General features: G+C 66.6%; 19 protein-coding genes and 1 pseudogene. All 20 read left to right on the top strand.

Features of this window, described 5'->3' with window-relative positions; all coding sequences use genetic code 11:
- The first annotated feature begins 64 nt into the window (after positions 1 to 64).
- The 20 genes and pseudogenes from M622_RS36435 to M622_RS36345 all read left to right on the top strand — a co-directional run bounded on the left by M622_RS36435 (position 65) and on the right by M622_RS36345 (position 23,559).
- A complete protein-coding gene (locus M622_RS36435; RefSeq protein WP_021250669.1) occupies positions 65 to 388 on the top strand; it encodes a hypothetical protein in 324 nt (107 codons plus the stop codon).
- A 45-nt stretch (positions 389 to 433) separates the two neighbouring features.
- The gene (locus M622_RS36430; protein ID WP_021250668.1) at positions 434 to 1,795 is read left to right on the top strand and encodes a pilus assembly protein TadG-related protein; all 1,362 of its coding nucleotides are present in this window, start codon (positions 434 to 436) and stop codon (positions 1,793 to 1,795) included.
- Between the two features lie 79 nt (positions 1,796 to 1,874).
- On the top strand, positions 1,875 to 2,627 hold the full coding sequence (locus M622_RS36425) for a hypothetical protein (RefSeq protein ID WP_031347458.1): 753 nt from the start codon (positions 1,875 to 1,877) through the stop codon (positions 2,625 to 2,627).
- Complete coding sequence (locus M622_RS36420) at positions 2,624 to 3,331, top strand: hypothetical protein (protein ID WP_021250666.1); 708 nt, start codon at positions 2,624 to 2,626, stop codon at positions 3,329 to 3,331. The genes M622_RS36425 and M622_RS36420 overlap by 4 nt, the downstream gene beginning before the upstream one ends.
- Positions 3,328 to 3,513, top strand: coding sequence for a hypothetical protein (locus tag M622_RS36415; protein ID WP_021250665.1), 186 nt, complete (start codon positions 3,328 to 3,330; stop codon positions 3,511 to 3,513). Before M622_RS36420 ends, M622_RS36415 begins: the two co-directional genes overlap by 4 nt.
- 11 nt (positions 3,514 to 3,524) lie before the next feature.
- Complete coding sequence (cpaB, locus tag M622_RS36410; RefSeq protein WP_021250664.1) at positions 3,525 to 4,379, top strand: Flp pilus assembly protein CpaB; 855 nt, start codon at positions 3,525 to 3,527, stop codon at positions 4,377 to 4,379.
- Between the two features lie 88 nt (positions 4,380 to 4,467).
- Positions 4,468 to 5,865 carry a type II and III secretion system protein family protein gene (locus M622_RS36405; RefSeq protein ID WP_021250663.1) on the top strand — a complete coding sequence of 466 codons (1,398 nt, stop codon included), beginning with the start codon at positions 4,468 to 4,470 and terminating at the stop codon, positions 5,863 to 5,865.
- Between the two features lie 18 nt (positions 5,866 to 5,883).
- Complete coding sequence (locus M622_RS36400) at positions 5,884 to 7,659, top strand: TadA family conjugal transfer-associated ATPase (RefSeq protein ID WP_021250662.1); 1,776 nt, start codon at positions 5,884 to 5,886, stop codon at positions 7,657 to 7,659.
- Positions 7,656 to 8,504, top strand: a complete 849-nt coding sequence (locus tag M622_RS36395; protein ID WP_021250661.1) for a type II secretion system F family protein — start codon at positions 7,656 to 7,658, stop codon at positions 8,502 to 8,504. Before M622_RS36400 ends, M622_RS36395 begins: the two co-directional genes overlap by 4 nt.
- A gap of 7 nt (positions 8,505 to 8,511) precedes the next feature.
- On the top strand, positions 8,512 to 9,426 hold the full coding sequence (locus tag M622_RS36390; protein WP_021250660.1) for a type II secretion system F family protein: 915 nt from the start codon (positions 8,512 to 8,514) through the stop codon (positions 9,424 to 9,426).
- Positions 9,423 to 10,730, top strand: coding sequence for a DUF192 domain-containing protein (locus M622_RS36385; protein WP_021250659.1), 1,308 nt, complete (start codon positions 9,423 to 9,425; stop codon positions 10,728 to 10,730). The genes M622_RS36390 and M622_RS36385 overlap by 4 nt, the downstream gene beginning before the upstream one ends.
- On the top strand, positions 10,727 to 16,255 hold the full coding sequence (locus tag M622_RS36380) for an RHS repeat-associated core domain-containing protein (RefSeq protein ID WP_021250658.1): 5,529 nt from the start codon (positions 10,727 to 10,729) through the stop codon (positions 16,253 to 16,255). The genes M622_RS36385 and M622_RS36380 overlap by 4 nt, the downstream gene beginning before the upstream one ends.
- Positions 16,256 to 16,443: 188 nt before the next feature.
- On the top strand, positions 16,444 to 16,995 hold the full coding sequence (locus M622_RS0120640) for a hypothetical protein (protein WP_245543100.1): 552 nt from the start codon (positions 16,444 to 16,446) through the stop codon (positions 16,993 to 16,995).
- A gap of 10 nt (positions 16,996 to 17,005) precedes the next feature.
- Positions 17,006 to 17,632 (top strand): hypothetical protein, encoded by a 627-nt coding sequence (locus tag M622_RS36375; protein WP_021250656.1) that lies wholly within the window; start codon positions 17,006 to 17,008, stop codon positions 17,630 to 17,632.
- Positions 17,633 to 17,778: 146 nt separating this feature from the next.
- Complete coding sequence (locus M622_RS36370; protein ID WP_245543099.1) at positions 17,779 to 18,480, top strand: hypothetical protein; 702 nt, start codon at positions 17,779 to 17,781, stop codon at positions 18,478 to 18,480.
- Between the two features lie 248 nt (positions 18,481 to 18,728).
- On the top strand, positions 18,729 to 19,385 hold the full coding sequence (locus M622_RS36365) for a CDP-alcohol phosphatidyltransferase family protein (protein ID WP_021250654.1): 657 nt from the start codon (positions 18,729 to 18,731) through the stop codon (positions 19,383 to 19,385).
- A pseudogene (locus M622_RS40660) lies at positions 19,382 to 20,743 on the top strand (bifunctional alpha/beta hydrolase/class I SAM-dependent methyltransferase); the annotation flags it as partial. The gene M622_RS36365 and the pseudogene M622_RS40660, both read left to right, overlap by 4 nt.
- 49 nt (positions 20,744 to 20,792) lie before the next feature.
- Positions 20,793 to 21,977: a phosphatase PAP2/dual specificity phosphatase family protein gene (locus M622_RS40655; RefSeq protein ID WP_021250652.1), complete on the top strand. Its 1,185-nt coding sequence runs from the start codon at positions 20,793 to 20,795 to the stop codon at positions 21,975 to 21,977.
- On the top strand, positions 21,974 to 22,609 hold the full coding sequence (locus tag M622_RS36350; protein ID WP_021250651.1) for a lysophospholipid acyltransferase family protein: 636 nt from the start codon (positions 21,974 to 21,976) through the stop codon (positions 22,607 to 22,609). The genes M622_RS40655 and M622_RS36350 overlap by 4 nt, the downstream gene beginning before the upstream one ends.
- Complete coding sequence (locus M622_RS36345) at positions 22,606 to 23,559, top strand: phosphatidate cytidylyltransferase (RefSeq protein ID WP_021250650.1); 954 nt, start codon at positions 22,606 to 22,608, stop codon at positions 23,557 to 23,559. Before M622_RS36350 ends, M622_RS36345 begins: the two co-directional genes overlap by 4 nt.
- The last annotated feature ends 85 nt before the right edge of the window (positions 23,560 to 23,644 follow it).

Below are 23,644 nucleotides of genomic sequence, written 5' to 3'. Positions count from 1 at the left end.
TTTTCGTCGACCTCGACAAGACATGAATGGGGCTCCATCCATTAATGACAAAAGGATATTGACTATGCATTTTTCATTTGCCATCATCATATCCACTATTCACCTGGAAACCGCGATCATGTCAGCACCTGCCAAACGCAATAGCCAACACGGTCAGGGCATGACCGAATACATCATCATCGTCGCGATGATCGCGGTCGCCGCCATCGCGGTATATCAGTACTTCGGCCAGACCGTGCGCAACCAGACCGCTGCCATCGCCCAGGAGCTATCCGGAAAGGACGGCACCGCGGCGAAGACGGCAGCACAGACCGCTTCCGACAAGGCAAAAACGGTCGGCGACCAGAAGCACACCCTCGACACTTACGTGAACCAGGTCGGCAAGTAGGCCCGCGTGGCGAGCGCGTCACGGCAAGCACGCCGCACAACAGACGTGGAGGCGATCGGGGGCAATGCACGCACGGGATTCGAAAGACAACAGACAGGACAAGTCCTGCCGCTGGCCCTCGTTCTTCTCGTCGCCGTCGCAGCCATCCTCTTCTACATGTTCAACAGCGGCCAACTGGTGCAGGAGAAGCTACGCCTCACCAACACCGCCGATGCGGTCGCCTTCAGTGCAGGCGTGTTCGAGGCTCGCATGCTGAACTACGACGCCTACACCAACCGCGCAATCATCGCCAACCAGATCGCGATCGGGCAGGCGGTGGGCATCGCATCGTGGGCGCGATACATGGGCACATCGGCCACCAACATCGGCCCCTATCTGCACCTCATTCCCGGAGTCGGCACCACCCTCGCCACGGCGATGGGGCACATCAAGTCGATCATGGACAGCCTCACACCTGCGCTGGCGGGCGCCGTCAGCCTTCACGACGCGGCGATCCAGGCGCTGGCGCTGTCGCAAAAACTCATGCACGGCCCAGCCGACGCCCTTGCCCTGGCAAGCCGTCTTGCGCTGATGAAAGACGTCGCCCAGGACAACGATCCACAGGCTGTCGTCGATCCAGTTCCGCTCGCGGACGACTTCGCCGGCTTCACCCGCGAGTACGCCACACGCGACGAACGTCGCCGCATGGGCAGGCTGGTCAATGACAGTCGCGAGGCCTTCCTCATCAGCCGCAACTGGAACTTCGGTCTGGTCGTGCTCTGCCACGGCATCGAGCTGCGCAAGCGTGGCAGCACCGAGCTCATCGACCTCGTCGATGGCTGGAAGTCCATGGACACGCTCTCCGCACATCACTACCGCGTGCGGCGCTGGCGTTGCCGGCGCAGCGAGCAGCCGCTCGGCTACGGCAGCGCCGCTTCCGACGATGACCTGGCCGATGGGGCCTATGCCTACGCCGGCTCGCGCGGCACCAATCCACGGGCGAGCGCGATTGCCGATTCTGCCGCGGGCGTCGCCAAGGGGTTTCCACCCGCCACCTTCGGCGGCGGCGCCATCCCCGCCTTCCGCGAACTGTCGGATCGCGCGCTGGAAATGGAGGCACCCAGCACCCGGCTCACCATTCGGGTCACCAAGTCCGCTGCGGCACAGCGCTTCTCGGGAGGCACGAGCAGCGTCAAGCCCGCTGGGCGCCTGCAGCTCTTCGACGGCAGGCTGACGGGCGGGCAAAGTGCGGCGATATCGAGCGTCGAGGTCTTCTTCGAGCGTCCGGATGCCGGCAACGCGCGTCACCCTGGACGCAGCGAACTCGGCAGCCTTTTCAACCCCTACTGGCAGGCGCGCCTTGCGCCGGTGTCCGCAGCGGCCCGCGCCCAGGCCCAGCTGCGCCAGGACAGCGCCCAGCTCCCATGAAGGGCGCGCACAAACCGATGGTCCAGCACACCGCATACAGGCTTCAGGCGCTGCGCGCACCACAGCCATGGACGCCAGCATGAGCAGGGTTGGGGGAGCGCACCGCCAGCACGGCCAGTCCACCGTCGAGTTCCTGGTGCTGGCCCTGGTGCTGCTGCCGCTGTTTCTGATCGTGCCGCTGCTGGGCAAGCAGCTCGACATCGCGCAGACCGCTGCCAGCGCCAGCCGCTATGTTGCCTTCGAGGGCGTGGTCCACCACGGCAGCAGCCTGCAGTCGTGGAAGTCCGATGCAGAGCTGGCCGATGAGGTGCGGCGGCGCTTCTTCAGCACCAGCACCGCGCCGGTCAAGAGCGCTGAGCGCGTGGGCGACTTCGCTGAGCATCGCAACCCGCTGTGGACCGATCACCGTGGCGAGCCGCTGCTGCCAGTGTTTGACACCCATGTCGATGCCACCAGCCGGCGCGAGGCGCTGACGCAGCCGCTGGGCGCGGTGTTCGCGTCAGGCATGGGGCTGGACGCGAACACGCTGTACACCGGCGCAGTCCGCATCGCCCTTGCAGACGTCGCCGGTCTCGCGCCTTTCGATGCACTTGGCCTGTCGATCGAGCGCCACACCACGCTGCTGGTCGATCCATGGTCCGCCTCCGGGCCGGCAGCGGTGCGCGCCGCGCTAAGGCGGGGGCCCTGGAATATCACAGGCCCCTTCCCGTTCGGGGCGCTGGAGCTGTTCGCCGCGCCCCTCAAGCTCATCCCCCGCGTGCTGGACGGGGCACGCTTGCCCGACATCGGTCGCGTCGATCCCGAGTTCGTCCCCGAGGACCGCATCCGATGAGCTCATCGTTCACCCTGCCCTTGGCGCCATTCACACTGCGCGTGCTGCTCCTGTCCACCTTCCCCTGTGTTCTCATGAGCGCCGCCGCTGCAAGCCCATGGCCTGAGCTCATGCATCCGCGAGACGCTCGCATCGAGCCCATCGGCGAACAGGTCCGACTCAACGGTGTGCCGATGCGCATTGCGCGCGTGCTCAGCCCGGCACCGACCGCTGTCGTGCTCTCTCACTACCAGCAGGTGCTGGGCGCTCAGGTGGCGCACGCGCGCACCGGTCATGCCCATGTGCTGGCACAGGCGCGCGGCGACTTCTTCATCACGGTCACCATCACACCGCAGCCGGATGGCAACACCGAGGCGCTGAGCTCGATCGCCGACAGTCGCGCCGCCCGCGAAGCCGGCAGCCGGCCACTGGGTTTCAACTTGCCGGCCGGCTCCGAGCTACTCTCCGACATGGAATCGGTGGACGGACCGCTCACCTCGCGCCAGCTCGTGCTGATCAACGCACACGCGCTGCGCCTCAACCTGAGCCAGCTCTCAGCCAGCCTCGCGGCGCGCGGACTGCACCCGGCCGGCCCGCCTCTTGCCGACAGCGCGGATGCGCTCGTGCAGGCATTTGGCGGCGCATCCGGCGAGGCGCAACTCGTGCTCGTTCGAGGCGAGGGCACCACCCACGCCATCCTCACCCTGCTCTCGAGGCGGCCATGACAGCCCGCTCTCCGTCCTTCACGCGCGGACAAGCGCTCGCCGAATATCTGGTCGCCCTGCTGGTGCTGGCGATGCTCATCGGTTTTGGTGCCGGTGGCGAAGACTCCGTCATCGACATCCTGCTCAGCGCGGTGCGCACCGCCTTCGAGCGCCAGAGCGGCTTCATCTCCCTACCCCTTTGAGCACAGTATCGATGCCCCCCAACACGCCCATTACGCGCAACACCCGCAAGAACTGGATCGTCCTCGCCGTCGCGCTCGCCCTGGGTGGGCTCGCCGCCTACGCCGCGAGCAACTATCTCGCCGAGCGCATGGCGGAGATCGATGCACGCGCGACCGACATCGACATGGTGCAGGTCGTCGTAGCCAAGACCAGCCTGCCGGCCGGCGCATCGATCACGCCCGACACCGTGGCCGTGCGCGGGATCCCTCGCCCCTGGGCACACTCAGGTGCGATCACGCCCGACCAGTTCAGCCGCGCCGAAAGCCTGGTGCTCGCCTATCCCGCGGCGGTGGGCGAAGCCATCCTGTGGGCGCAGCTGGAGGGACGGCGTGCGCCCACCTTCTCCGCCCGCCTGCAGTCCGGTCAGCGTGCGGTCACCGTGCCGGTGGACGAGATCAGCTCGCTGTCAGGCATGGTCGAACCGGGCGACCGCATCGACATCGTAGTGTCGGCGCGCAATGAGACGCGCAGCTTCACCTTCACGCTGCTGCAGAGCATCCCTGTGCTTGCCACCGGCAGCCGGGTCGATGCCGACACACGCGACCCGGATGGCCAGCCCCGCAGCTACACCACCATCACCCTCGACACCTCACCCGAGGACGCCAAGCGCGTCATCGCCGCACGCGAGATCGGCCGTGTCACCGCCTTGCTGCGCGCCCCCGGCGACATCACGCCAGTCTCCACCGCCATCACCGACGGCCGCAAGCTGCTGGGACTCCCGGACGGCGACGGCAAGGGCATCAGCTCGGTGCCGGTGATCTACGGCGGCGGCCCGATCACCAGCGGCTTGAAGATGAGCTCACACGCCGAGACACCGTTGGACTGATCCCCCCTTTCACACCCCTGGCCTCCTCCATCCCCAGCAAGCCCGCCGCGCCTTTCGCCATCCCTCTCAACTCATTCCGACCGAACCAATGCGCCTCCTGAGCCGAGCCCTTCTTCACTTCCTGGCGCTGTGCTTCATGCCGGCAGCGCTCGCCGCCAACATCCCCGAGCTCACGATGTTCCAGGGTGAAACCCGGGTGCTGGCCGAACCCAACGCCGGCCGCCTGGCGGTAGGCAACGGCAAGGTGCTCTCGGCCGCCGTGCTCGATGATCGCGAGATCCTCCTCATTGCCAACGAGCTCGGCGTGTCCTCGCTGCACATCTGGACCGCCAAGGGCGGTAGCCGTCGACTCACGGTCAACGTCGTCCCCGCCGAGACCCCGCGTGTGAATCGCGAGATCGCCGCATTTCTTGCGAACATCCCCAACGCGCGCAGCGCGATGATCGGCGACAAGGTGGTGGTCGAAGGCGACAGCCTGAGCAACCGCGACCAGGCCCGCATAGAAGAGCTCGCCCGACGCTATCCGCAGATCATCAACTTCACCAACCCGGTCGGCTGGGAAAAGATGATCGTCATGGACGTACAGATCGTCGAGTTCCCGATCAACATGTTGCGCGAGATCGGACTGGCCTGGAACGCCACCGGCGGCGCAGCCATCGGCGGCATCTGGATGCCCGGCCGACGCGGCAACGCGCCGCTGCAGATCGACCTGCGCGCAGGCAGCGAGAACGCGCCGCCCATCATCAACCCCGACGGCAGTGGCGGGCCGGTGCCGCTCAGCTCCAGCCTCAACGTACTCTCCGCGATCAACACCGGGCTCAATGCGCAACTGCGCCTGCTGGAGCAGAACGGCACCGCCTCCATACTCGCCCAGCCCGTGCTGTCGACCCGCAACGGCGCCGAGGCCAGCTTCCTGGCCGGTGGTGAATTCCCCTACAGCGTCAGCAACATCAACGGCACCACCATCCAGTTCAAACCCTACGGCATCCGCCTGCAAGTCACCCCCACGGTGGACGACAACGGTGTGATCCGCGCCCGCATCATGAGCGAGGTCAGCGATCTTGACCTGTCGGTGATGGGCGACGCCGGCCCGGCGCTGCGCACGCGCAAGACCGAGACCGAATTCAACGTCATGCAGGGCGGCACCATCGTGCTCAGCGGACTGCTGACACGCGACGTCAACGCCGCGATCGACAAAGTACCCTTCCTGGGAGACATCCCGGTGCTGGGCGCCTTGTTCCGCTCGCGCCGCTTCCAGAACAACGAAACCGAACTCGTCGTCTTCGTCACCCCGCATGCGGTCGACAAGCACACCCTCGCACAGGCCGAGAGCATGCTGCGCGCCCGCCAGCGTCTGGAGGACGTGCCGCGCGCCACCGAACCCGACCTCGCCGCCGTACCCGGCCTGCCGGCGCCGGTGGAGGAGCGCGTCGTTCCCGATCAGCCGTTCCGCTCCGACAGCGAACACCCCTGGTCAATCAACTGAGCGCAAGGCCCGTCGATCATGTTTCAGGTCACCATCCGCCATCCCGAAACCGCCCCCCGCGTCGAATCCATCGCCGACACCTCGGCGATCATCGGCAAGGGCCACGAATGCCGCCTGCGCCTGCCGGGCTGGAAGATCGGGCGCGAACATGCCCGCATCTACCGCAGCAAGGCCGGGCTCTACATCCAGGATCTGGGCCAGTTCTTCGGCACCACGGTCAATGGCACACGCATCCACCACCACGGCCCGATCGCAGCCACCGACCAGATCACGGTGGGGCCATTCACCCTCGTCATCGAGGATCGAATCCAGACCCAGGCTGCGAGCACCGCCGCACAAGCCAGCCCAGCCACCACCGGCGCGCCCCCGCCTGAGTCGCCAGGGCCCACATTGCAGCCCACACCGCCCACACCGCTCTCACACGCCACCCACCCCACTCACGCCGCGTACCCCGCACACTCCGTTCACCCCCCTCTTCCGGCTCACCCCACACGTGCGCCCGCCGCGCCCACGCCAGAGCAGTTCTGGCGCAAGCACATCCACGAGGCCTTGCTCGACGCCATCGACTTGCGCCGGCGCGACCTGGTGCGCATGAGCGATGGCGAGCTGCGCGCCGAGACCGAAGCCCTGCTGATCGAACTCATCGACCAGGAAGCCGCGCTGCCCGAGGCCATCGACCGCGACCGCCTGCGCCGCGACGTGCTCAACGAAGCGGTCGGGCTCGGACCGCTCGAAGCCCTGCTCGAGGACGACTCGATCACCGAGATCATGGTCAACCGCCACGACGAGATCTACATCGAGCGCCGCGGCCGCCTCGAGCGCCACCCGGCCAGCTTCACCAGCGAGCGCGCGGTGCTCGGCGTCATCGAGCGCATCGTCACCCCGATCGGCCGACGCATCGACGAGTCCTCGCCAATGGTCGACGCCCGCCTCAAGGACGGCTCGCGCGTCAACGCCGTCATCCCGCCACTCGCCATCAAGGGGCCGGCGCTGAGCATCCGCAAGTTCGGACGCAAGGTGCTGACCGACGCCGATCTCATCGCCTTCGGCGCGATGAGCACGCAGATGGCGGCCTTCATGCGCATCTGTGTCGAGCAGCGCAAGAACATCCTCATCTCCGGCGGCACCGGCTCGGGCAAGACCACGCTGCTCAACGTGCTCTCCAATTTCATCCCCGACGGCGAGCGCATCATCACCATCGAGGACGCCGCCGAGCTGCGCCTGGCGCACTCGCACCTCATCAACCTCGAAGCGCGCCCGGCCAATGCCGAGGGTCGTGGCCAGATCGCCATCCGCGACCTGGTGAAGAACGCCCTGCGCATGCGCCCCGACCGCATCGTCGTCGGCGAATGCCGTGGCGGTGAGGCGCTCGACATGCTGCAAGCGATGAACACCGGCCACGACGGCTCACTCACCACGCTGCACGCCAACAGCCCGCGCGATGCGCTCGCCCGCCTCGAGACCCTGGTGCTGATGGCCGGCATGGATCTGCCGCTGACGGCGATTCGCGAGCAGATCGCCGCGGCCATCGATCTCGTCATCCAGCAGGCACGCCTGCCCGACGGCCGCCGCGTCATCACCGCCATCGTTGAAGTCGCCGGCACCGAATCCGGGCGCATCCAGATGCAGGAGCTCTTCCGCCACGAACAGCGCGGCCGCGACGCCGAGGGGCGTGTGCGCAGCCGCTTCACCGGCTGCAACGCCATCCCCGCGTTCTACGAGACATTGGCCGAAAGCGGCGTGCAGCTCGACCTGTCACTGTTCAACGCTCCCAGCGACACGGGAGACGCATGAACCTCGAGCTCGTTCTCATCGTTGTCGCCATCACCATCGCTCTGTTCGTGTGGGCGCTGGTCGACATCAGCGGCCGCCTGCTGCAAGCCTGGCGCGAGCGCTTCACGCGCGAGACCGGCTTTCACCTGCGCGAGCTGTTCCTGTTCATCGATCCGGCACGGCTCTACGTGCTCAACCTCGCGCTCACGGTACTCTGCGCGCTCGCTGCCTGGCTGCTCAGCGCCAGCCTCCTGATGGCGCTGGTGACTGCCATCGTGCTCGCCCTGACCCCGCGTGGAGTCTTGCGCTGGCTGCGTAAGCGCCGAGTCGAGCACATCGAACAACAGCTCCCCGACGCCCTGCAGATGCTCGCCGGCACCGCGCGCGCCGGCCTGTCGCTGCCGGCCGCAATCCGTCAGGTCAGCGCCGAGCTCGCCGCACCGCTGCAGCAGGAGCTGCTGCTGGTGCAGCACGAACAGCGCCTCGGCGTGAGTCTGGACGACGCACTCGAGAACCTCGCCCGGCGCGTGCCTGCGCAGCCGGTCAAGCTCATGGTGTCGGCCATGCGTATCGCCAATGAGACCGGCGGAGGCCTGGCCGAAACCCTAGAGCGCACGGCCAGCACGCTGCGCAGCCAGCAGGCGATGGAGCTCAAGATCCTCGCGCTCACCGCCCAGGGCAAGCTCCAGGCCTGGGTCGTCGGCCTGCTGCCGGTGTTCCTGCTGTGGGTGCTCAACCGCATGGAGCCCGCCGCCATGTCCCAGCTGTGGACCACACCGCTGGGCTGGGGAGTACTCGCTGCGGTGCTGGTGATGGAGTTCATCGGCGTGCTGCTCATCCGCCGCATCGTCGCCATCGACATCTGAGCCCAGCATGAACGCCGCCCCCTCGCCCCTGCTCCTGTCCCTCGACCCACGCTGGCTCATCATCGCCATCGCCCTCAGCGTCGGGCTGTCGGTCGCAATCATTGCCTGGCTGGTCTCGCGCACGGCGGCGGCCGTGCCGCAGCAGGACCGCATCTGGCTCGACGCACCACCGCTCGGCTACCGCCTCGTATGGTGGCTGGTGCAATGGTTTGCACACTACCTGCGCGTGCTGCTGCCCGAGCGCCAGACGCAGATCGGCCTTTCCCGCCTGCGCCTGGCCGGCCTCGACTACGCGCTGGATGCGGCGCAATTCCTCGCCGGCAGGCTGGTGTGGGCGCTGCTGTGCGCTGCGTTCGCCGCCTGGCTGGCCGGTAGCTTCGCCCTGCCTGTGCTGTGGCCGGCGCTCGCCGGATTTGCGCTCGGGTATGTGTTTCCGCTGGTGTGGCTGCGCGACCGCATCGCGCTGCGCCGTCGGCTCACCTTCAAGGCCCTGCCCTTCATGCTCGACCTCATCACCCTGTGCGTCGAGTCCGGGCTCAACCTCAACAGCGCCATCGCCCAGGCCGTCGCCAAGGGGCCGACCGGCCCGCTACGCGACGAGTTCGCCCGCCTGATGCGCGACATGCGTGCCGGCCGCCCGCGCAGCGAGGCATTGCGTGACCTGGCCGCGCGGCTCGACATGGCAGCCATCACCAATTTCATCTCCACCCTCATCCAGGCCGAAGCCACCGGCATGAGCCTGGGCCCCATCCTGCGCGCCCAGGCCGAACAACGCCGCACCGAACGCTTCGCCCACGCCGAAAAGCTCGCCATGCAGGCCCCGGTGAAGCTGCTGTTTCCGCTGTTGTTCTTCATCTTTCCGTGCGTGTTCGCGATCCTGATGTTTCCGATCGTGATGAAGTTCATGGCGGCTGGCGCATGAGTTTTCGGCTCTGCATCCACCGCGCCGAGCGCTGGCCCGCCCGCCTGCGCGGCCTGCTCGGCTCGCCCCCACCCGCACCCGGCCACGCGCTGCTCATCACCCCCTGCGCATCGGTGCATACCGCCTTCATGCGCTACCCGATCGACGTCGTCTTTCTCGACCGTCGCGGCCGCATCCTCAAGGTGGTCAGCGCCTTGCCGCCGTGGCGCGCGACAGCTTGCTTGAGTGCCAATCAGACCCTCGAACTCGCAGCAGGCGAAGCACGTCGCATCGGACTGGTGCCGGGCATGGAGATCGACCTTGCCTTCCCGGGGCCGCGACCAGAGTTGTCATCCCGACGCGAGCACGGCGCCACTCTGATCGAATTCGTCATCGCCGCCCCGCTCGTGCTCTTCATCCTGCTCGTGCTCATGCAGTACGCACTGCTCTTTCACGCCAGGAGCCAGCTCAACTACGCCACCTTCGAGGCCGCACGCGCAGGCACCGTCGCCAACGCCCGCCCCGCCGCCATCCGCGCCGCCTTCGACCGCGCCATGACCGGCTACCACGGCGGTGGCACCACCACCGCCGAACTCGCCGCCGCGCGCGCCAAGGCGCTCGTCGAGGCGCCCTTTGCCCGCATCGAGATCCTCTCGCCCACGCGCGAGAGCTTCGACGACTATCACAGCCCGGCGCTGGCCGCGCGCATGGACGCCACGGGACGTGTCATCCCCAACACCCACCTCGCCCATCTGCACTGCCCCATCGACCGCCCCGCCTGCAATCGCGACCCCGCCCGCAACGCCAGCGGCCAGACATTACAGGACGCCAACTTGCTCAAACTGCGCATCAGCTACGGCATCCCGGTGATCAAGCAGATTCCGCTCGCCGGCCCCTTCATGGCGCGCGCACTCGCGCTGCTCGACCCCGATGACGGCGACGCCTTTCGCGCCAGCCTCATCGCCGATGGGCGCATCCCCATCGTGGCCCACACCGTGATGCGCATGCAGTCGCCCGCGATCGAAGCCGGCAACGTCTCCAGCCCCGGACCCGGCAACACCGGCACGCCTGTCGACCCGGGCCCGCCTGCGCAAGGGCCAGAACTGCCGAAGTGTCCGGTGACCGACCCGGCGTGCACTGCTAGCAGCGCACCCCCTCCCGCAACCGAGCCTGAGCCCGAACCTGAGCCCAATCCCAAGCCTGATGGCTGTGATCCACTCACCGACCCCGGCTGCGGGTCTCCGCCTTCCTGTGAGGCGCCGGCGGATTGGCTGACCGGCATCAGCCCTGCGCCGACGAGCCGCTCAGATCCCATACGCCCATGATCATCGCCCACACCTCTGCCCGCAGTCGGCGCGCACATGGCCTGCCCGCACTTGCGCTCAGCCTTGTGCTGGCTTGGGCACCCGCGACCCTCGCCCAGACCTCAAGCAGCGGCAGCCTTCTCCCCACAAGCAGCACACAGTCCCTGCCCCAGTCGAGCGCGTCCGACCCGAACTGCATCTCGATCGAAGGGGGTGATCCAGCTGCCGCCCACCCCTGCGGTGAGCAAGCGCCAGCAAGCCAGGAAAGCCCGGACGGTGTCGCCCACGGAGCAGGCAATCCGATCGACGTCATCACCGGCAACAAGTACCAGCGCGAAACCGACCTGCCCGCACTTCCCGGCGTGCTGGGCATCGAGATCGTGCGCCATTACAACAGCACGCAGGCGGGCACTGATGCGCCCCTCGGTTTGCTCGGGCGCGGCTGGCGGCTGTCCTATGAGACCGATCTTCACGTGCTTGGAGAACAGCTGCACATCGTCCAGGCCGACGGCACACGTCTCGTGTTTGCCCCGGATCGTGCCCAGCCTGGCCGCTACCACCATCCCGACCCCGCCCGCGGTGCGATCTCGGCGAGCACGACAGCCGGAGGTGGTACGCGCGTGGCAAGCTATCGCTGGATCTGGCCCGACGGGCGCACGCTGGACTTCGATGCGCGCGGCAAGTTGCTCCAGATCCGCATGCCCAGCGGCGAATTCCTCAGCCTCACACGCGGGCGCGACGGCGAGTTGATGAAAGTCACCGATCCGCAAGGCCGCAGCCTCAGCTTCGAGTACGCACCGCGCAGCAGCCGCGGCTTTCGGGGTGTGGTCGCAATCACCAGCCCGCTCGGGCGCTTCAGCTACACACATCAGAACGAGCGCACGCTTCCCGGGCTGAGCAACCTCATCGCCGCCACCCACCCCGACGGCAGCGTCCGGCGCTACCACTACGGCGCCGACAGCGCCGAAGCCACCCACATCGGCGGCGCGGCAAAGACGTGGCCGCACCATCTCACGGGAATTTCCCTCACCGCCGCGCCTGGAGCTCGAACCCAGGACGGGCCGGGCGAGCGACGTCTGTCCACCTACGCCTACGACCGTGCCGGGCGCGCGATCCTGAGCGTGCGCGGCATGGCGCGCACACTTGACGAATCCGGCCAGCCACGTGCTGGCACCGGCATCGAGCAGGTCGAGCTCGACTTTGCCGCGCCCGAGCTGACCGTGCTCACCAACAGCCTCGGCCAGCGCACCACCTACCGCCACACCCGCATCCACGGCGAACCCCGCCTGCTGGAGGCGATCGGCGCCGGCTGCGCGCGCTGCGGCGAGACAAATGTGCGCTACCAGTACGATGCCCGCGGCCGGCTCATGCGCAGCACCCAACTCGATCACGCAGGCCAAGCACTCGTCGCCATCATCCTGACGCGTGACGCCACCGGCCGCATGCTGCGAAAGTCCGTGCAGCTTTTTGGCGGCGCCAAACCTCTGCCCGAACGCCTGCTCGCCCGCTACGAGTACGCAGACAATTCGCCCCGCCCTGCACTCATCACACGCCCCAGCGTGGTCCCGGGTCGTGAGCACCGGCTGCAATTCACCTACAACGACGCGGGCCAGATCACCCGGCTGGTGGAAACCGGCTTCAGTCCGCTCGACGCGGACGGCGAGCCGATCGACGACCCCAGCCTCGCCACGCCGATCGAGCGTAGCAGCAGCTTTACCTACACCCGGATCAACGGCCGCTCGCTGCTCGCTGCCACCGACGGACCCCTGCCGAACGGCCCCAAGGCCTCACCGGCCGATTCCGACATTTCCACCTTCGTCTGGGATGCCGGAGGAAACCACATCTCGAACCTCACCCTGCCCGGAAACCGAATCAGCACCCTCGAATACGACCCCGCAACCGGCGCGATCATGGGTGTGGGCAATGACGAGGGCTTCAGCACCCGCTACAGCTACAACCTGCGCCTGCAGCCGACGACGGTGCGGCACGACGGACCCGGGCAGACGCCGACTCGGGAAGTCCACTTCGACTACGACGACCTCGGTCGCCCGGTCGAGTCACGCACGAGCTTCTCTCCTGCCGCCAACTGGCTCCAAGCCTGGGACGAGCACGGCCAGCTGCGCTGGCACGCCAGCGCCCTCGGCGTACTCAACACCTTCCGCTACGACACCGAAGGACGAATGGTGGAACGCAGCCGGCGCAGCGCGAGCTTCGAGCAGACCGAATCCTTGCGCTACGACGCGCACGGGCGCCTCATCACCGTGCGCGACAACGCCGGTCGTGGGCGCGACTGGCACTACGAGGCCAATGGACGCCTGCTGCGTGCAATCGACGCCGACGGCCTCGTCCACCCCGTCAGCGCCGAAGTCCCGCGCCGGCCTCAGCCCACCGAGTCGCCCACGCGCACGCAGCGCCTGCACGACGACTTCGGCCGCATCGTATGGCAACGCAGCCCCGACCGCGGGACCGTGGTGCACGCATACGATGCGCTCGACCGCCTGGTCACCATGCAAGATGCCCGCGGCAACCGTGCGCGCTACGCCTACGACGACTGGGGCCGCATCCAGCGCCAGCGCATCACCGACGCGGGCAGCGGCGCCGTGGAGGAAACGCAGTGGCGCTACGACGGCCGCCGCCTCATTGAGCTCATCCACCCCACCCAGCGCGAACGCTACCAATACGACGCCCGTGGCCTGCGCAGCGCACGCATCGTCACCCTGCCCACGGCCCGCGGCGAGCTGACCACCGTCACCCGCTACGAGCACGACGACAATGGCCAACTCGTCAGCACCACGCTTCCCGACGGCAGCCGCCTGCGCTACGTGCGTAATGGTCAGGGTCAGGTCGTTGCATTGAAGCGCGACCCCGTCGGCGCTTCATGGTCAATCTGGCCCACGGGTGAGCAGATCATCTCGGAAGGTTTCGAGCGCGACCTCGCCGGCCTGCGCAGTCATGTCAGCGGCAACGGCATCCACACTCTCTACCAGCGCAGCCGCGCGGGCGTGCTGGCGCGCGTCGTGCATCGGCGTGTTCCACGGCCAGGGCTGGAGACGGCGGCAAGCTCCCCGATGGAACTGCTCGGGCGCAGCACACGAGAGATCGCCGAGCGCCTGCTCGGCATCACCCCCGCGCATGCTCACGCGAGCGCTCCAAGTGTCGACGCGACCTCCGGACCCACAATCCAGCAAGCAGAAATCACAATCCTGCCCGGCGCGCTCGGCCTCGCGGACGACCCAGCAGCGCTGCTGGATCACCGCTACCTGTGGGACGTGCGCGGCAACCTCCTCCACAGCCGCCAGCGCGCCGCCGCCGACGGCGCCCGGCCAACCACAAGCGGCCACGCTTACGACCGGCATGGCCGCCTGCTGAGCTCGGTTCGATGGAAGACCGACGCTGACACACTCACCGAGGAAGCCGTCTGGCGCTTCGCCTACGACGCCACCCAGCGCCGCATCCTCAGCCAGCAGGGCGTCCGCTCCCAACACGAACTGACCGCAGGCACGCAAGCCGCCCACTTCGAGCCCGGCACCCACCGCCGCTCAGCCCCCTCCGCCCCCACCCACTACACCGCCAGCGGCCAGCCCGAACGTTGGGGCGAGCGCGAATACGACTGGGACGCTCGCGGCCGCCTGACCACAGTGCGCGCGCACGGCCAGGTGCTGGCGCGCTACCGCTACGACCACCGCGGCCTGCGCAACACCCGCCAAGTCGGCGAGCGCACGATTCACACCGTCTACGACGAGCACCGCCAGCCCCTGGCCGAACTCGACGCCGAAGGCCGCATCCTGCGCCAGTACGTCTGGCTCGCCGAGCTCCCGCTCGCCGTCATCGACACCCCACACGGCGTGGCGCCCGCAAGGGCCGAGCACAGCGTCACCGCCCGATTCGCCGATGGCCTTTACCGCCTGCTCCACGCCGCCTTCACCCAGCCCGAGCGCATCGTCTGGCTTCACGCCAACCACCTCGGCGCCCCCGAGCTCGCCACCGACGCCAACGGCCAGGTGCTGTGGCGCGCCACCTACGCCCCCTTCGGCGCCGCTACCGTCCAAGCCCGCGACTTCAGCCTCAACCTGCGCCTGCCCGGGCAGATCTTCGATGCCGAGACGGGGCTGCATTACAACCGCGCACGCTACTACGACCCAGAAGCGGGCCAGTACCTCACCCCCGACCCGCTCGGCACCCCGGACGGGCCGAATCCGTACGCGTATGTGGGGTTCAACCCGCTCAGAAACGTGGATCCGGATGGCTTGATTTTGTTTGCGTTTGATGGAACGGATAACTCGAAGGAAGAGCGTGAACGCGCGCGCCTTGGTGGGTCAGACACGAACGTTGTTCGATTCTGGCGTTTATATGATGACGGCAACCAGAACTATGTCTCCGGTGTAGGCAGTCGGCACTATGAGGACGGAGCAACGAACTACCTTGGTGAAGCCTACGAGGACATCCTACCGAAAGGTTTCGGCCCGGTGCCGGACCGCGGTGGCAACTTCACCGGTCGGGAGCGCATCCAGCGGATGTGGGAATACTTCATCGACGAAGCCGAAGCCCTGGACGACAAGAACGTGATGGACATCGATATCGTCGGCTTCAGCCGCGGTGCCGCACAGGCCCGCGATTTTGCGAACCGCCTGGCTGAGTTGCTTGTTGAGCACGAGGGCAAGCGGATGATCCAGTACGAGGCCGTCGATCCAAAGACCCGGCGTGATGTCACCCGCTGCCAGCCAGTCAATCTGCGCTTCATCGGCCTGTTCGACACCGTGCTGAGCACCGACCTGCCATTCAGCGCCGACTACCGCCTCTCCATTCCGGATGAGTTCAGCCACGTAGCGCACGCAGTGGCACTGAACGAATATCGCAGTCAGCCCATCGGCTGGGACGTGGGTTATCCCTTCAACGCCGATTTCTGGAACAGCACCCGCCGCAACCTGGACGAAGACCTGCACCAGGGTGGCTTCCCACTGGAGTCGATCGGCGCGAGTAGCCAGACGCTTGGGCAGGTCAGAATCGAGCGCGGCTTCATCGGCGCCCACGCCGATATCGGGGGAGGCTATGAAACCGGTGAAAACCAGTTGTCCTTTGTGGCCTTGAACTGGATGGTGAAACAGGCAGAGCTCGCAAGGGTCAAGATGGACGTCCCTAATCTCATTCCCATCCCTACGGCCAACCCCATCATTCACGACCAGAGCAACGGTCTGCGCATCGGCCATCCGAACGATCCAGAGAATCCACGCATGATCTCCCGCGAAGTCCATGAAGGCGACAGCACACGCACGGAATGGGAACTGCTCCGCGCCGAAGACCGCGAAGTGCGCGGGGCGATGAGTGGCACAACGCAGCGCACGATGGATTTCACCGCATTCGCTCCTGATAACCGAAGCATGGTGAACTCTCAGACGCACGCCTACATCACCTACTTCAACCGACCGGTCAGCAGCAACCCAAACGACACCTGGGAAACACTGCGAGGCAACCAAACAGGAACCGTCAACATTGTCGGCTACATGGAATGGCTCAAAGACAATGGCTATGCCTTCACCTCCCCATGACGCAATAACCAACACTGAATCCGATGAAGAAACCAGAAATGCAGTCCATTGAAGCTTCGAGTCCGCCCGTTTCCCTGCTGCGCCGCACGCTGCTCCTCGCCGGGATCATCACCCTGAGCGGTTGCAGTTCCGGCGGCAGAAGAACACCGCCGGAGCCAACTGAGCCCTTGAGCGCGGAAGATGCGCAGTTGAAACGCAAATTCCTTGGGCTTCGCGGCGGCCAGTTGCGCGTCGACTCACTGTTCCGGGTCAGAGGATTGAACATCTTCGACGAGCATGGACGCTTGTTCTTCGCTATGGGGGCCATGACCCCACCGCACCGGGCCAACGCCAGCTACGGCGCCGATTTCGGCGTCCCGAAGTTCCTGCGCTTTGAATGGCGCGACAAAACGGAAATGGAACCAGACGGTGCCCTCAAGCGCGGTCTGCCCGATGGCGCCTTCTACGGTGGCACCCTCCTCGGCAACTACACCATCCCCGTCGCCTCCCGCATCCCCGACGCCCTGCTCGAAGACAAACGCCGCAACGGTGGCGGTTTCCGACTGAAGATCCGCATCCATCCGGATGGCCCGCTCATCGGCTGGGATCTCGAGCGTGGCATCGGCACAGGGCCGGACGGCTCCAAGTTCCACCACGCCGGCGGCGACTTCCAGGAGGCTTACATCTATCAGGGCGAGGTGTTGCGCAAGGGCTGGTTCATCCATCCCAAGACCGGTGAGCGCATCGAGACCGACTACTGAGGCGCATCCAATGACGAACAACAACCCCCGACCCTCGCAAGGCCAGCGACCGTTTATGCGCGCCATCGCGCTCGCAGCCACGCTGTCAGTCACGGCAGGCGTGCACGGCCAGCCCACACACCTTCCTCGCCAAGCACCGCCGCCCGATCCAGTGCAGATCCAGAGCGTCTTGCGCGTCACGCTGCTGTGCGAATGGCCCAAGGATCAGACAAAGCCAGGTTTCGGCGAATTCGAATATGTCCATCGGCACCTGATGAAGAATTACGCGTCGCGCGCTGAGATGGGCGCTCGTGAGCACGACACGCGGCAGGGCATGAACATGCTCGGTGCATTCGAGGTCTTCGGCACCCACTTCGACGAAATCAAGATCGCCGGTTTCATGGGTGGCGGCGCGGGCATGGCCTGGAGCGCCAACGGGGATAAAGAGGCCTTGCTGGCCGAGCTGCGCACGCTGGGCTACGTGTTCGAGACGATCCCGGCCCCGTTTGGTGGAACCACGCCAGCCTTGCAAGGACGCCTGCCGAATGAAGCCGGCGGGAGAGCCATCCTGATCCACGACGGCCGGCTCGAGAGCCTCACGGGACCCGTCGTTTCTGGCGGTTTTTCCTTGCTGTGCCGGCCCGATCGAGGTGACTGAGCAAAAACCGCGTTCGCCCCCGATCATGACGAGGTGGTGGGGATCATCGGGTTCAGATTCCGGCTCCTCACTCGAGCCTCATGCACGTCTTACTTGCCCCAGCGCTTTCACCATGAGCGCGGCGGTCGGATTTGGAAGCCAAAAAGATGGACGCGATTGAAGCCTCGAACCCGCCGGTTTCGTCCCTACGCCGCACGCTGCTCCTCGCCGGGATCATCACCCTGAGCAGTTGCAGTTCCGGCGGCAGAAGAACACCGCCGGAGCCAACTGAGCCCTTGAGCGCGGAAGATGAGCTCTTGAAACACAAGTTCCGTGGGCTTCGCGGCGGCCAACTGCGCGTCGACTCATTGTTCCGCGTCGAGGGATTGAATATCTTCGACGAAGATGGCTACTTGTTCTTCGCACATTCAGGTTTGACGCCACCGCACCGAACCAACGCCAGCTACGGCGCCGACTTCGGCGTTCCGAAGTTCCTGCGCTTTGAATGGCGCGAGAATTTCAAGATGGAGCCGCGCGGCGCACTCAATCGCGGCCTGCCCGATGGCGCCTATTACGGTGGCACCCTCCTCGGCAACTACACCATCCCCGTCGCCTCCCGCATCCCCGACGCCCTGCTCGAAGACAAGCGCCGCAACGGCGGCGGCTTCCGGCTGAAGATCCGCATCCACCCCGATGGCCCGCTCATTGGCTGGGACCTCGAGCGCGGCATCGGCACAGGACCCGACGGCTCCAAATTCCACCACGCCGGCGGCGACTTCCAGGAGGCTTACATCTATCAGGGCCAGGTGTTGCGCAAGGGATGGTTCATCCATCCCAAGACCGGTGAGCGCATAGAGACTGTCTACTGACTGACGTGCATCCGCATGACCTCTATCGAGCCTGCAAACCCCCAAGACCGATAGCCGCTTGTGATCTCATGCACACTGCTCGCCACGGCAGCGGCGCAGAACTGGCCTGAAACTTATGCGTTCCCGTTTGCCCCGGCAGGTGACAACAGGACGGATCGTCACGCGCAGACTGAGCTTTCGCGCGCCCTGGAAAATGCTTTATGCATTTTTTCTGTTAATATGCTGATGACATTTTCGTCATCGGCACCATGTCCCTGACCCTCTACCACCTCAAGCCCGCCTTCCAGTCGCTGCTGCGCCCCTTGGTGGCACGCCTCGCAGGCCGAGACGTCACGGCGAACAGGGTCACCACTGCCGCCTTGCTCGGCTCGGTCGCCGTCGGCGGCCTGCTCGCGCTCCATCCCGAACGCACCGCCCTCTTCCTGCTGCTGCCCGTCTGGATGCTCGTGCGCATGGGCTTGAACGCCATCGACGGCATGCTCGCCCGCGAGTTCGGCCAGCAAAGCCCCCTCGGGGCCTATCTCAACGAGTTGGCCGACGTGGTCTCCGACGCTGCGCTGATGCTGCCCTTCGTGTTTGTGCCGCCTTTCGGCTGGGCCAGCGTCGGCGGGCTGATCTTTCTGGCAACGGTGTCCGAGATGGCGGGAGCCCTCGGGCCGCTGGTCGGGGCACCGCGGCGCTATGACGGGCCGATGGGCAAGAGCGATCGGGCGTTGGTGTTCGGGGCGCTCGCACTCGCAGTCGGGCTGCTCGGCGGGCTGCCGGGCTGGACCTTCTGGCTGCTGCCGATCATCGGCTTCGCCATCTTCACCAACATCGTCAACCGCGTCCGCAACGGCGTCCGAGCGGCGCGTTGCGTTGCGACACACTCCCACTCGACCCACTCCGACACAGCCCAAACATGAACACCAGCCCGCGCACCTGCACCGAACACCACTTCGTCACGCATGATGGCGAGCCGCTCTTCTATCGCCATTGGCCGGCCACGGGCACACGGCGCGGGGCCATCATGCTGCTGCACCGCGGGCATGAGCATTCGGGGCGTGTGGCCCACATCGCCGCCGAGTTGGACTTGCCGGACTTCGATTTCTTCGCCTGGGATGCACGCGGGCACGGCCTGTCGCCCGGGGCACGGGGACACTCGCCCAGCGTCGGCGCCTCGGTGCGCGATGTGCAGACCTTTGCCGATCACATCCGCGATCAGCATGGCCTTGCCGTGCCCGACCTCGTCGTGCTCGGGCAGAGCGTGGGTGCGGTGCTGGCGGCTGCATGGGTGCATGACTATGCACCGCCGGTGCGCGCCCTAGTGCTCGCCTCGCCGGCATTCAGCATCAAGCTCTACGTGCCCTTTGCGCGCCCGGGACTGGCCTTGATGCACAGGCTGCGTGGCAACTTCTTCGTCAATAGCTACGTCAAGTCGAAGCTGCTGAGGCGCGACACCGTGCGCCAGGCGTCGTACGACCACGACCCGCTGATCGCGCGCGCGATCTCGGTCAACATGCTGCTTGGCCTGCACGACGCCGCCCGGCGCGTCGTCGATGACGCGCAGGCGATCACCACGCCGACGCAGATGCTCATTTCGGGGGCGGACTGGGTCGTGCACCACGGGCCGCAGCATCGCTTCTTTGCCAATCTGAGCGCGCCAATCAAGGAAAAACACATCCTCGAGGGCTTCTTCCACGACACACTGGGCGAACGCGACCGCGCACAGGCGATGACACATATCCGGCGTTTCGTGCTCGAGCGCTTCGCGCAGCCAGCGGCAGCGCCTGATCTGCGCACCAACGACCAGCGCGGCCACAGCTTCGACGAGGCGCGGATGCTCGCGCAGCCCCTGCCCGCGCTGAGCGCGCGCGGTCTGTTCTGGCGTGGCTACCGTGCCGGTCTGAAGCTTGCCAGCCGCTTTTCCGACGGCATCCGGCTGGGTTTCGAGACCGGTTTCGATTCGGGAAGCACACTTGACTACGTGTATCGCGACCGGCCCGCCGGCAGCGGGCCGTTGGGGCGCATGATCGACCGCCATTACCTTGACGCCATCGGCTGGCGCGGCATCCGCCAGCGTAAACGTCACCTGCAGGAGTTGATCCACCGCACGCTCGAGCGGCTGCACGCTGACGGGCAGCCTCTGCAGATTCTGGACGTCGCCGCAGGACACGGTCGTTACGTGATCGACGCGCTCGAGAACAGCAATCACCGCGCGGCGAACGCACGCCTGCGCGACTACAGCGCACTCAACGTGCGCGAGGGCCGGGAGCTGATTGCGGCAAAGGGCCTGCAGGCGCGCGTGGGTTTCGAGCAGGGCGATCCCCTTCATGCCATGGACGATCGTGCCCTATTGGTCGATCGACCTGCTCTATGGGCTCGCCTTCCTGTTTTGTCGCAGCGTGCGTGCGGTCGATCGTCTTGCCTTGCGCCTGCTTGCCGTGCAACTGGTCTCAGTGGCGTGCTTCGTGCTGTTCCCGCTGCGCTTCGGCGGAGGGCAGCCCGAGGTCGTCGGCGTGTTTGCGCCCCTGTTCGCTGCGCTGCGTGCCTTCGATCAGCCCTTCAACCAGGCGCCCTCGCTGCACATCGGCCTGCTGGTGGTGATCTGGGCGCAGTTCGCGCACCATTCGCCGCCGCGCTGGCGCGTGCTCATCCACGCCTGGGCGCTGCTGATCTTCGTGTCGGTGCTGAGCACCTGGCAGCACCATTTCATCGACCTGCCCACCGGCGCACTGGTCGGTGCACTCGCGCTGTGGCTATGGCCCGACGAGAGCGAGGCGCCGCTCGCTGGCTTTCGGCTGACCCGAGACGCCGAACGACGCCAACTCGCCGCGCGTTACGCCGCGGCCAGCGCGGTTTTCGCGCTGCCTGCGCTGGCGGGCGGTGCGTGGCTGTGGTCGCTCTGGGTCTCGCTCAGTCTCGCGCTGCTCAGCCTGATCCACCTCGGCCCCGGTAGCGCCGGATTCCAGAAGATGCATGGCCGTCATTCGGTCGCGGTGCGCATGCTGCTGGCGCCCTATCTGCTGGCCGCGCGCATCAACCCCCGCCTGTGGTCGCGCCGACGACCGGATCGCGACCTGATCTCCGACGAAGTCTGGCTCGGCGCCCTGCCGACACGGCTCGAGCCGATCAACGGCCGCTTGCCGGCGCTGCTCGACCTCACCGCCGAGCTACCTGCACCACACAACGCGGCCCACTACCGCAATCACGCCTGGCTTGATCTGATCCCGCCGCAACCCGCAGCGCTGGCGCAGGCCGCACACAGCATCGAAGCCCTGCGCGCACACGGCCCGGTTCTGGTGTGCTGCGCCCTCGGCTACGGGCGCAGCGCAGCGGCGGTCGCGGCCTGGCTCGTACTCAGCGGCCGGGCGCCCGACGCCACCGAGGCCATCGTGCACATCCGCGCACGTCGGCCTCGCATCGTGCTCCGCCCGCCACATCTGCACGCGCTTCAGGCGCTCGCAGCCCACGCACCCTGCGCCGAGATCCCGCTCACAGCGCCCGCCCAAACATGAAGATTGAACGACTCCTCGGTGCCGCACTGTGCGGCCTCGCACGCGTGATCACCGGCGCGCGCGCAATCCACCACGCCGCACAAGGCTCCAACCCTGCGGGCGAACCCCGCGTCTACTACGCCAACCACCGCAGCCACATCGACTTCCTGCTGGTGTGGGCCGCGCTCCCGCCCAGGGTGCGCCGACGTACGCGCCCGGTGGCCGGCGCCGACTACTGGCTCGCGAGCCCGCTGCGGCGCTACGTCGCCCTGAGCATCTTCCGCGCCGTGCTGATCGACCGTGGTGGCACGGTGCATGCGGCGGCTGACCCACTTGCGGTGATGCACGCGGCCCTCGATGCCGGCGAGTCGCTGATCGTCTTTCCTGAAGGTACACGCAATGTCGGCGACGGCTTGCTGCCCTTCAAGAGCGGCATCTTCCGCCTCGCCCGGTCGCGACCCGGCCTGCGCTTCGTCCCCGTCTGGGTCGAGAACCTGGGCCGCGTGATGCCCAAGGGCAGCTTCATCCCGGTGCCCCTGCTGTGCGCCTTGCATTTTGGCGAAATGCTTTGCCTCGGGGACGACGAACTGCGCAGTAGCTTCCTCAACCGCAGCCGCGACGCACTGATCGCGCTCGCGCCGCCGGCCGCATGAGCACCATGGACGTCTCCACCACGCTCGTGCGCATCTTCGGCGCGGTGTTCCTCGTGCTCGCCGTGGCCAGCACGATTGGCCTGATCCTCAAGTGGCGTTCCGGATTCGCTCACCCACACGCCACCATCGACAACCTCAACGCCCGCCTCAAGGCGTGGTGGATCATGATCGCTGTGATCACGGCCGCCACATGGGCCGGAGCCTGGGGCGTGATCGCCCTGTTTGCCCTGGTCTCCTTCCAGTGCCTGCGCGAGTATGTCTCGCTTGCGCCCACGCGCAAGGGTGACCACCGCGCGCTGATCTGGAGCTTCTACGTCTTCCTGCCCCTGCAGTACTACCTGATCGCGGCAGGCTGGTATGGCCTGTTCTCGATCCTGATCCCGGTCTACGCTTTCCTGCTGCTGCCGATCTCGGCCTCGCTTGGCGCCGACACAGCACGCTTTCTCGAACGCAGCGCCAAGATCCAGTGGGGACTGATGATCTGCGTGTATTGTCTGTCGCACGTGCCCGCGCTGCTCACGCTCGAGATCCCTGACTACGCGGGGCGGAACCTGCTGCTCGTCGTGTTCCTGCTGCTCACCGTGCAGTCGAGCGACGTGTTCCAGTACATCTGGGGCAAGCTGCTTGGCCGCCACGCGCTGTCGAAGCAGATCTCGCCCTCGAAGACGGTCGAAGGCCTCGCCGGCGGCATGCTGAGCGCTACCGCGATGGGCGCGGCGCTATGGTGGATCACGCCCTTCAGCCCCGGCGAGGCCGCCTTCGTCGCGCTGGTCATCAACACCCTAGGCTTCTTCGGCGGCTTCGTGCTCTCGGCGATCAAGCGCGACCGCGGCGTCAAGGACTGGGGTCACCTGATCGAAGGCCACGGCGGCATGCTCGACCGCGTTGACTCGCTGGCCTTCTCCGCGCCAGTGTTCTTCCATCTGTTGCGCCATGGATGGACGCTCTGACCTGCACATTAGCGCTCGCCAGCCCGCCCAGTGACCCCCCCCGCGCCTGCCTCAGTCCCTGCCACTGAATGACCCGCATCGCCCG

Source organism: Thauera terpenica 58Eu (assembly GCF_000443165.1).
Lineage (GTDB): Bacteria > Pseudomonadota > Gammaproteobacteria > Burkholderiales > Rhodocyclaceae > Thauera > Thauera terpenica.
This window is presented reverse-complemented; position numbering and strand designations above follow the sequence as displayed.

Coding starts and splice junctions, on each gene's coding strand:
- M622_RS36435 (WP_021250669.1), top strand. CDS start 65: ATGCATTTTTCATTTGCCATCATCATATCCACTATTCACCTGGAAACC.
- M622_RS36425 (WP_031347458.1), top strand. CDS start 1,875: ATGAGCAGGGTTGGGGGAGCGCACCGCCAGCACGGCCAGTCCACCGTC.
- M622_RS36420 (WP_021250666.1), top strand. CDS start 2,624: ATGAGCTCATCGTTCACCCTGCCCTTGGCGCCATTCACACTGCGCGTG.
- M622_RS36415 (WP_021250665.1), top strand. CDS start 3,328: ATGACAGCCCGCTCTCCGTCCTTCACGCGCGGACAAGCGCTCGCCGAA.
- cpaB (WP_021250664.1), top strand. CDS start 3,525: ATGCCCCCCAACACGCCCATTACGCGCAACACCCGCAAGAACTGGATC.
- M622_RS36405 (WP_021250663.1), top strand. CDS start 4,468: ATGCGCCTCCTGAGCCGAGCCCTTCTTCACTTCCTGGCGCTGTGCTTC.
- M622_RS36400 (WP_021250662.1), top strand. CDS start 5,884: ATGTTTCAGGTCACCATCCGCCATCCCGAAACCGCCCCCCGCGTCGAA.
- M622_RS36395 (WP_021250661.1), top strand. CDS start 7,656: ATGAACCTCGAGCTCGTTCTCATCGTTGTCGCCATCACCATCGCTCTG.
- M622_RS36390 (WP_021250660.1), top strand. CDS start 8,512: ATGAACGCCGCCCCCTCGCCCCTGCTCCTGTCCCTCGACCCACGCTGG.
- M622_RS36385 (WP_021250659.1), top strand. CDS start 9,423: ATGAGTTTTCGGCTCTGCATCCACCGCGCCGAGCGCTGGCCCGCCCGC.
- M622_RS36380 (WP_021250658.1), top strand. CDS start 10,727: ATGATCATCGCCCACACCTCTGCCCGCAGTCGGCGCGCACATGGCCTG.
- M622_RS36375 (WP_021250656.1), top strand. CDS start 17,006: ATGACGAACAACAACCCCCGACCCTCGCAAGGCCAGCGACCGTTTATG.
- M622_RS36370 (WP_245543099.1), top strand. CDS start 17,779: ATGGACGCGATTGAAGCCTCGAACCCGCCGGTTTCGTCCCTACGCCGC.
- M622_RS36365 (WP_021250654.1), top strand. CDS start 18,729: ATGTCCCTGACCCTCTACCACCTCAAGCCCGCCTTCCAGTCGCTGCTG.
- M622_RS40655 (WP_021250652.1), top strand. CDS start 20,793: ATGCCATGGACGATCGTGCCCTATTGGTCGATCGACCTGCTCTATGGG.
- M622_RS36350 (WP_021250651.1), top strand. CDS start 21,974: ATGAAGATTGAACGACTCCTCGGTGCCGCACTGTGCGGCCTCGCACGC.
- M622_RS36345 (WP_021250650.1), top strand. CDS start 22,606: ATGAGCACCATGGACGTCTCCACCACGCTCGTGCGCATCTTCGGCGCG.